Annotated in this window: 9 protein-coding genes; all 9 read right to left on the reverse strand. The window is 43.6% G+C overall.

Going from position 1 to position 9,465, the window contains the following annotated elements; all coding sequences use genetic code 11:
• Positions 1–169 precede the first annotated feature (169 nt).
• Positions 170–1,690 (reverse strand): NADH-quinone oxidoreductase subunit NuoN, encoded by a 1,521-nt coding sequence (gene nuoN, locus V7127_RS09865; protein ID WP_335346692.1) that lies wholly within the window; start codon positions 1,688–1,690, stop codon positions 170–172.
• Between the two features lie 6 nt (positions 1,691–1,696).
• Entirely contained in the window at positions 1,697–3,208 is a 1,512-nt protein-coding gene (locus tag V7127_RS09870) for a complex I subunit 4 family protein (RefSeq protein ID WP_335485366.1), read from the reverse strand.
• The gene (gene nuoL, locus V7127_RS09875) at positions 3,205–5,067 is read right to left on the reverse strand and encodes an NADH-quinone oxidoreductase subunit L (protein ID WP_335485369.1); all 1,863 of its coding nucleotides are present in this window, start codon (positions 5,065–5,067) and stop codon (positions 3,205–3,207) included. Before nuoL ends, V7127_RS09870 begins: the two co-directional genes overlap by 4 nt.
• A 209-nt stretch (positions 5,068–5,276) precedes the next feature.
• A complete protein-coding gene (nuoK, locus tag V7127_RS09880) occupies positions 5,277–5,591 on the reverse strand; it encodes an NADH-quinone oxidoreductase subunit NuoK (RefSeq protein WP_335346689.1) in 315 nt (104 codons plus the stop codon).
• Positions 5,588–6,109, reverse strand: a complete 522-nt coding sequence (locus V7127_RS09885; RefSeq protein WP_335485372.1) for an NADH-quinone oxidoreductase subunit J — start codon at positions 6,107–6,109, stop codon at positions 5,588–5,590. Before V7127_RS09885 ends, nuoK begins: the two co-directional genes overlap by 4 nt.
• A complete protein-coding gene (gene nuoI / locus V7127_RS09890) occupies positions 6,106–6,525 on the reverse strand; it encodes an NADH-quinone oxidoreductase subunit NuoI (RefSeq protein ID WP_335346687.1) in 420 nt (139 codons plus the stop codon). The genes V7127_RS09885 and nuoI overlap by 4 nt, the downstream gene beginning before the upstream one ends.
• 38 nt (positions 6,526–6,563) lie before the next feature.
• On the reverse strand, positions 6,564–7,571 hold the full coding sequence (nuoH, locus tag V7127_RS09895) for an NADH-quinone oxidoreductase subunit NuoH (protein ID WP_335346686.1): 1,008 nt from the start codon (positions 7,569–7,571) through the stop codon (positions 6,564–6,566).
• Positions 7,571–8,671 (reverse strand): NADH-quinone oxidoreductase subunit D, encoded by a 1,101-nt coding sequence (locus V7127_RS09900; RefSeq protein ID WP_335485375.1) that lies wholly within the window; start codon positions 8,669–8,671, stop codon positions 7,571–7,573. The genes nuoH and V7127_RS09900 overlap by 1 nt, the downstream gene beginning before the upstream one ends.
• Positions 8,672–8,674: 3 nt before the next feature.
• Positions 8,675–9,465, reverse strand: a 791-nt coding sequence (locus tag V7127_RS09905) for an NADH-quinone oxidoreductase subunit C (RefSeq protein WP_335485378.1), incomplete at its 5' end; no start/stop codon positions are given.

Here is a 9,465-nt window from a genome sequence, read left to right on the forward strand (position 1 = left end):
CTCTCTGCTTGGACTTTTTGTTACCAATCATCCCTCATAATGACCTTTAATCAAAACGCAAAATCTTACCCATCCTCCAAGAGAATCTCTACACAAAAAAAGAAAGGGGACCGCTCCCCTTTCTCAAAATATATATTTACCCCTTAGATTAACCCTTTAAAGTATCCCCTTACTGAAAAAAGTCGCTGAACTGATTGAAGTTCCCCTGTAAAAAGTCGAACGCGATGCTCGGCGCGACTCCAAACAACACAGTCGCCACTACGCACACGCCGATAACAATGCCGAGACCTGCTGGCAGCTTGATTTTTGCCTCTTGGTCTGCAGCTGGTCGGAAGAACATTTGCACGAGCACGCCGAAATAGTAGAAATACGATACGACTGTTGTCGCAATCATAATGGACACTAACACATAGCGTGCAGGTTCTACGGCAAGCGCACCCATGAAAATGTTAAGCTTCCCGATAAAGCCGGCTGTTCCCGGAATTCCCGCCAAGCTGAGAATAAATACAGCCATCGAAAGCGCCAAAATCGGTGCCTTTTTGTACAATCCCGCAAATTGGGAAATATCCTCTGATCCTGTTTTTTGCGTGATCAGCTGGATAATCGCAAATGCCCCAAGGTTCATGAACAAGTATGCTCCTAAATAGAACCAAAGTGTATCAAAGATAAAAACTGATAACGATGCGACTACTACAAGCAGATAGCCCGCCTGTGCAATACTTGAGTATGCGAATAGACGCTTAATGTTTTTCTGTCTTAACGCTACCACGTTTCCAATAATCATTGTTGCAGCTGCAAGGAAGGCAATATAATCCTGAACCTTCATAAAGAGCGGCATTGAATTTGGAATGTCTGAAGATGGTGTACTTAAGAACACCACAAGCATAATTCGAATGAGAATGATAAAGCCGGCTGTTTTTGAAACGACGCTCAAGAAAGCCGTAACAGGTGTCGGCGCTCCTTGGTACACATCAGGTGCCCACATATGGAACGGAGCCGTTGCCAATTTAAATGACAGCCCGACAAAAATCATGAATAAAGCAAGACCCATTAGATAGATGTGCTGCGGGTTCGTTAATGCCATTAACCCCCGAGCCATTTCAAGTAGGTTTGTTGTCCCTGTAAGACCATACACATAGCTCATACCGAAAAGAGTAATCGCGGTCGAAATTCCGCCATTAATGACGTATTTCATAGAAGACTCGTTCGATAGAGTATTTTTCTTGCGAAGGCCCGCAAGGATATAAGATGGAATCGAAAGCAACTCAAGGCCGACAAACAGCGTAATTAAATCGCCGCTTGAAGACATGATCATCGTTCCGAGCAGGGCGGCAAGGAATAAATAGAAGAACTCTCCTCGATATTCAGTTAGCCCATCCTTCGGTTCATAGCTCGTTGCCAGAATCATAACAAGCGCAGCTCCCAATAACAATAGCAGCTTAAATGCCTTCGCGAAAGAATCGAGTCTAAAGGTATCATACAGAATCGATTCCGCTCCGTGCCCAAACAAGCTGAAAAGGGACGCAAGTGCGGCTAGAATCCCCGCAAGACCAAGCCAACCAAGGATTTTTCGATTCACCGTCTTCGGCATAAATAAATCTAATAATGATAGTAAAGTGGCTACACCGAGGATGATGAACTCAGGTGTCATGATGCTCCATTTATATGATAATAATTCTGTAAGATCCATCCTTCATCACCCTCCTATCCCAAGCATGATCGTTTCAAGTGTGGATGTTAGCGGCTCGCTTAGTACACTTGGGTACACACCAATTAATACAATAATCGCTAGTAAAACTAAAGCTGGAACCCATTCTCTGCCGCGAAGATCGGTTACACCCGCAAATTCACGATGGGCTTTTCCATAAGTAATGCCAAGAACTGCACGCAGAAGGTAAACGGCAGTCAAAATAATTCCTAGTGCTCCTACCGCTGCTAAAACCGGCATTTCTTTAAATAGACCAAGAAAGGCCATAAATTCACTCACAAATCCGGACATTCCAGGCATTCCGAGTGATGCCATTGCTCCAGCTAGCAGGAAGCCAGCTGTGATCGGCATTCCCTTTGCCAATCCGCCAAGGTTTTGGATGATGGATGTATCCAGACGCTCGTAAAATACCCCAACAAGGAAGAATAGAAGTGCTGCAGTCAAACCATGTGATACCACTTGGAAGATGGCTCCTTGAATGCCTGCCTCGTTCATCGCGCCTAATCCAATTAACACAATTCCCATATGGGAAATAGAGGAATAAGCAAGGACCATTTTGAAATCTGTCTGAATCAATGCTAAGAATGCACCGTATAACAGGTTCACAACTCCGAGAACAGCGATTAAGACCGCTAATTCCTGGAACTGCTCTGGGAAGATCCCCATCCCAAAACGAATGATCCCGTAAGCCCCAATTTTCAGCAAGATACCCGCATGCAGCATAACAACTGATGGAGATGCCTGTACGTGAACGCGAACCATCCAGCTATGCAGCGGGAAGATTGGGAGCTTAACGCCAAATGCTATTAACAAGGCAATAAGCAAGCCCATTTTAGTCCCTTCCGAGAATACGGCATGATTGACGTCAGCATGCATAATAGCCATTAATGCGTCAATATTAGACGTTCCTGTACGGGAAAATAGCACCATAATCACAATGAGAAGCACTGCAGATCCTAATCCGTTATAAATTAAGAAGCTGAAGGCTGCTTTTTCTTTTTCAAAATAACCCCATTTTCCAATCAGGAAGAAGGTCGGGATTAATGTAATTTCGAAAAAGATGAAGAATAGAATTAGGTTTTCGGCAGCGAACACACCAAGCATTCCTACTTCTAATAGAAGGAACAGCATAAAATAGCCTTTCCATTCTTTTTTAATATACATAGAAGCAATGGCTGCAAGAGTGGAAAGTATCGCTGTCAGCACGACCATAATAAGGGAGAACCCATCTACCCCAAGCTCGTAATTAATCGAGAATAAATCCCCTAAACGGTTCGGATCGCCAAACTGAACCCAGCGCACACTCTCGCTTAAATCAGCTAGAGATGCTCCGGCACGATATTGAAAAAATGCCACTAGCGATAAAATCAGAGCTGGCAAAGTTGCTAGGAAACCGACCGTTTTAATAACCGATTCCTTTGTATTCGGAATCAATGATAAAACTAAAACACCAACTAAAGGGGAGAACACTAAGATTGATAAGAAGTAAGCGATATTCATCTTAAATACCCCCCTGTTACCGCAAATACGACTACTAAAATAGCTAATCCTACAAAAGCGACCGTTCCATATCTTTGTACTTGGCCATCCTGGAACTTCGAGCCTAGTTTTCCAAGGGCGACCACGGTTCCAGCTACTCCTTTTACAACGCCTTCAACAAGGAAGGTTTCGATGAAGCGAAGGAATATACTGAAGAACTTCGTCACCTTTAAGACGGTCAGCTCGTAAAATTCATCGATATAGTATTTGTTATATAAAATATTGTACATCGTTTCAGCACCAAGCCAGTTGCGTGAAAGTGAACGCTTGCTGTAAATCATCCAAGCTAGGAATATACCAAGCAGGGATACAACAGTTGCGACTATCATAATCCACGCTGGACCTTCAATATGTCCGTGACCGAGCGCCGGATTTCCGTCTACTAACCAATCACCAAGGAACGTTCCGAACCATGGTGTATTGGCGTAACCTGCCACAACAGCAAGGACTCCGAGAATCATCATCGGGACCGTCATAACACTTGGAGACTCCTTCGCATGGCTCATATCGCTACGCGATTCGCCCGAGAACACCATGAAGAACAGGCGGAACATATAGAATGCTGTAAAGAATGCGGCCACAACTGCAAGCCAGAATAATACTGTATTGCCGTGTGCCCAAGCAGCAATTAAGATTTCATCCTTACTGAAGAATCCTGAAAATAATGGAACCCCGCTGATCGCCAATGTTCCAATTAAGAACAGAGGGCCTGTGACACGAAGCTTTTTCCATAGTCCGCCCATTTTCTCAATATCCTGTATATGAACGGCATGGATAACACTTCCTGCAGCAAGGAAAAGTAATGCTTTAAAGAAAGCGTGAGTCATTAAGTGGAACACACCCGCCACATAGCCGGCAGATCCAAGCGCCAGCATCATATATCCAAGCTGGCTGACAGTTGAGTAGGCTAGCACTCTTTTAATATCCGTTTGCACAAGACCAATGCTCGCTGCAAAAATCGCAGTAATTGCTCCAATGACAGCTACGGTCATGAGCGCGGTTTCGCTTGCTGTGAAAAGCGGGAACAAAGCCGCTACTAAATAGACCCCTGCTGCAACCATTGTCGCGGCGTGGATTAATGCTGAAACTGGTGTTGGACCTTCCATCGCGTCCGGAAGCCAGGTGTGAAGCGGAAATTGACCAGACTTCCCAATAGCTCCAACAAAAATCAAAATTGCGGTTAACGTAATCATCGTAGTTGAAATCGATCCAGCTGCTACAGCCGCAAAGATTTCATCATATTCAAAGCTGCCAACCTGCCAGAATAAGAGAATCATTCCGATTAAAAGGCCCACATCCCCAATACGCGTCATGATAAACGCCTTTTTCGCAGCCTTCTTTGCTTCATCTTTATAAAAGTAGAAGCCAATCAATAGGAATGAGCCTAAGCCGACAAGCTCCCAGAAAATATACGTTTGCAATAGGTTAGGAGATAGTACAAGCCCTAGCATCGCAAAGGTAAATAACCCTAAATATGAATAGTAAACATGAAGTCTCTCATCCCCGTGCATATATCCCTTTGAATACGTATGAACAAGGAAACTGACGAGTGAGACGATTACTAGCATTAATGCATTTAACTGGTTTACTTCAAAACCCGCTGTTAACTGAACATCCCCAATTGTCAGCCAAACAGCTTCTGCCTTATGGGTTGGTGACGAAAATCTTTCAAACAGCACCAACAACGAGTAGACAAGAGATGCAAGCGAAAGCAGAATTCCTATGTAAGCACTCGCATCCTTAAGCCGTTTGCCGAAAAAGACTAGGAATAAGAACGATAAAAGCGGGAAAAGCGGTATGATCCATGCATTCTCCATCAATATCACAATCCCCTTTTTTGAACACGCTGGTAAGTTTTGTCCGTCTGTAAGGTCAGCGTGTTAGATTGAGGCAGGTTATACTTAAAGCGGGCTTTTTTAGCGCAAGGAAATAGTTATATGACTTATTTCCTATTAAAACACACATTATTTCCCGGAAAAATATTTTACTAGTATAACAAGCAGCCTCTTTTATTCATGAAAAGCATTCCTTAATGCTTCAATGTGTTCATTTCATCAATATTAACGGTTTTCCGATTGCGGTAAAGGGCAATCAAGATCGCTACGCCAACAGCCACTTCTGCTGCGGCAACTGTCATGACAAATAAGGCGAAGATCTGACCTGTAATCGCAGGCGCAGCCCCAAACTTACTGAAGGCTACTAGGTTGATATTAACTGCATTTAGCATTAGCTCAATCGAAATTAAGACAATCACTGCATTTCTTTTCGTCAAAGCACCATATAAACCGATACAGAATAAGATTAACGCTAAGGCAAGATACGCTGAAATGGGAACTGAGCTCATTCCTTCTCCGCTCCCTTCTCATCATCTTTCCTCGCTAAAACAATTGCGCCGATCAGAGCTGCCAATAGTAAAACAGAAGTTAATTCAAATGGAATGATGTATTTAGAATAAAGCGCCAATCCAATTTGCTCTGTATTATTTTCATGCAAGTTATTCGGCAATTGTCCGAAATCCAGGTTGTAAATACCGATATAGACTGCAAACGCGAATCCTAATACCCCCAAAAACAGCAATACCTTTCGGACGATTCCTGTTTTTGGCTCACTCACATCGTTATGACGGGTCAGCATAATTCCAAATAACATAATGATTGTAATGGCACCGGAATAAAGTAAAATTTGGGCTGCAGCAAGAAACTCTGCAGATAATAATACAAAGATTCCCGCAATGCTAATAAAAGTAAATACTAGCGCCACTACCATATGCACAACTTTGGTAAGGTTCAATAAAAGCACGCCGCCCATGACTGCCACTACTGCTAGTGACATAAACGCAAGAAATTCACCTGAAAACGTCATGCTTTATTCTCCTTCCGTATATTCTCATCATTTTCATCCAGCCATTCGAGGTTTTTGAACAAATCATCCCTGCTGTATTCTGCCAGTTCAAAGTTATTCGTCATAATAATAGCCTCTGTTGGACAAACCTCTGTGCACAAATCACATAGAATACAAATCTCAAAGTTAATATCATACGTATCAATAATTTTTCCTTTTTTCGCCGGATCCGGATGCTTTTTACCTGTCAGCTGGATACATTCAGTCGGGCAAATGTTCGCACACTGATTACAAACGATACATTTTTCCGGATAAAATTTTTGTATTCCGCGGAATCGGTCAGGCAGCGGAAGAGGCTCATTCGGATAATCATATGTGACCTTTTTGCGGGTCAAGTTTTTTAGGGTATATGATAAACCTTTCGCTAATCCAAGCATGTTTTTTCACCCCTTGAATATTAAAAGTGTAAGGCTTTTTAAAATAGGTTTAGCAATTCTTTTAATAGTGCGGTTAAGAAAATATTGGCTAATGCAATTGGCAGGAGAACCTTCCAGCCAAATTCCATTAATTGGTCTGCGCGTACACGCGGGAATGTAGAACGGAACCACAGTAGTATGAAGATAACCAATGTGAATTTAAGTGCGAACCATACTGCACCCGGGATAAATCCTAAGAACGGAAGCGGCAGCCATCCGCCTAAGAACAACACAGTTGTCAGAGCAGCCATCGCAAATAGGTACACATATTCTGCTAGCATGAAAAATGCCCAGCGGAAGCCGGAATATTCGACATGGAACCCGGCAACGAGCTCAGATTCTGATTCTGGCAAGTCAAATGGTACACGATTTAATTCGGCAACAGATGCAATGAAGAAAACGATAAAGGCGATTGGCTGCCAGACGATGAACCAGCCATTTCTTTGTGCATCTACGATATCATTTAAATTTAAGCTTCCTGATAGAAGGATGACGCCGACAACAGACATAACGAGCGGGATTTCATAGGAAATCATCTGTGCCGCTGCACGCATTCCTCCAAGGAGAGCATATTTATTGTTTGAAGCCCATGCTCCTGTTACAATTCCTACTGTAGTGATACCGGAAACGGCGATATAGTAAAGCAGGCCCACTCCGATATCAGCAAATTGAAACTTGTCTGTAAAAGGAATCGTTGCGAGCACCATGAAGGCTGGCGCAAACGCAATGACAGGAGCTAAGATAAATAACGGACGGTCCGCAAGCTTAGGAATAATGTCTTCTTTTAAAAGAAGTTTAAGAACGTCAGCAACTGTTTGTAATAACCCCCAGCGTCCGCCGACTTGGTTAGGACCATGGCGCATTTGCATATATCCCATTACTTTACGCTCTGCTAATATACAATAGGTGACGAAGCCTAAAACCACTAATAGTAAAACGGCGGCTAATAAGAAGAAAATACCGAAATTTAATAATCCGGGACTAGAGTGCAATAGTTCTTCTATCATTAACCGTCCACCTCCCCGAGGACAATATCAATTCCTCCTAAAATTACAATCATGTTCGCCATGTTTTCGCCTTCAAGCAGCTTAGGGAGAATTTGCAGATTATAGAAGGACGGTCTTCTGAACTTTAAGCGATACGGTTCTTTCTTCCCGTCACTGTAAATATAGCAGCCAATTTCTCCGCGTGGAGATTCGATTCTAACAAATGCTTCTCCTTTTGGCGCCTTAATAATCTTAGGGACCTTAGCCATGATTTCTCCCTCTGCCGGGAATTGTTCACACGCCTGTTCAAGAATTTTGAGCGACTCTTCAATCTCTTCTAATCGAACATGATAGCGTGCCCATGCATCCCCTTCTTCTCGAGTAACCACATTAAAATCAAAGCGGTCATAAATGGAATAAGGCTCATCCTTACGAAGATCCCATTTTACTCCGGTACAGCGAAGTGTCGGTCCGCTTAATGAATAATGGATGGCATCTTCTTTCGTATAAACGCCTACACCCTTCACTCGGTTCATGAAAATTTCATTTCCCGTCACAAGCTGATGATAACCGACCAGCTGCTCACGCATATAAGGAATAAATTCTTTTACCTTCTCAACCCAGCCCTCTGGTGCGTCCCATTTCACGCCGCCTACACGCATGTAGTTAAAAGTTAAGCGCGCGCCCGAAAGCTCGTTCAGCATATTAATGATCATTTCCCTTTCCCGGAATGCATATATGAAGGGACTTGTTGCCCCAAGGTCCAGTAAAAAAGTACCCCATGAAACTAAGTGACTGGCAACCCTTCCAAGCTCCATCGCAATGACACGAAGGTATTCAGCCCGTTCAGGAACCTCGATGCCCATCATTGTTTCAACTGCGTGGCAGATTACATAGTTATTGGTCATTGCTGAAAGATAATCCATCCGGTCTGTATACGGGATAATCTGTGTATATTGGAGATCTTCAGCCAACTTCTCCGTTCCACGGTGCAAATAACCGATGACTGGCTTCGCTTCTTTTATGATTTCCCCATCAATTTTGACAACGAGACGAAATACACCGTGCGTACTTGGATGCTGAGGACCCACATTTAAGACCATTTCTTCAGTACGAATCACTGGTTACACCTCCACATCATACGGTTCGTAGTCTTTTCTTAACGGATGGCCAATCCATTCATCTCCAAGGAGAATCCGATACAGATTCGGGTGACCTGTAAATTTAATGCCTAATAGATCATAGGCTTCACATTCAGGCCAATTTGCCCCTGCCCATAATGGCACCAGTGACTCAATGGTTGGTTCATCACGATCAATCTTTACTTTTAGCGCAACTGACTGTCTATTTTTATATGAATATAAGTGAACATAAACTTCCATATGTGTTTCAAAATCTGTCCCATGAATTTCAGATAAGTAATCAAATCCTAGCTGCTCATTGTATTTAAGAAATTCAGCAAGCTTGTAGTAGGATTCTTTCTTCGCCACTAAGGTCGGAACATCTTTGGATAAACTATTGATATAGTAATCTTCCAGCACATCTTGTCCGAGGTGGTCTCCGATAACCTTCACATACTTATCGAGATAAGGCTGATTTGGTGACGGTTTCTTTTCCTCTGCAGGTTCAGCTGCGGCTTTTCCACCAGCTTTTGCCTTCGCGGCTGCGGCTGCTGCAGCTTTTGCTTTCGCAGCGGCAATCGCCTTCGCTTTCTCATCATCACCGGCTCCACTACCAGCTCCTGCTGCTGCCTTCGCTTTGGCGGCTGCGGCTGCCTTTGCCTTCGCGGCTGCAATCGCTTTTGCCTTCTCATCGTCACCGGCTGGTGCTTCTCCCGATTGCTTCGCCAGTGCAGCGGCTTTTGCTTTGGCGGCGGCGGCGGCTTTTGCCTTTGCAGCAGCGGCAGCTTTTTGCT

It is taken from the genome of Bacillus sp. JJ1773, assembly GCF_036962035.1.
Taxonomy (GTDB): domain Bacteria; phylum Bacillota; class Bacilli; order Bacillales; family Cytobacillaceae; genus Cytobacillus.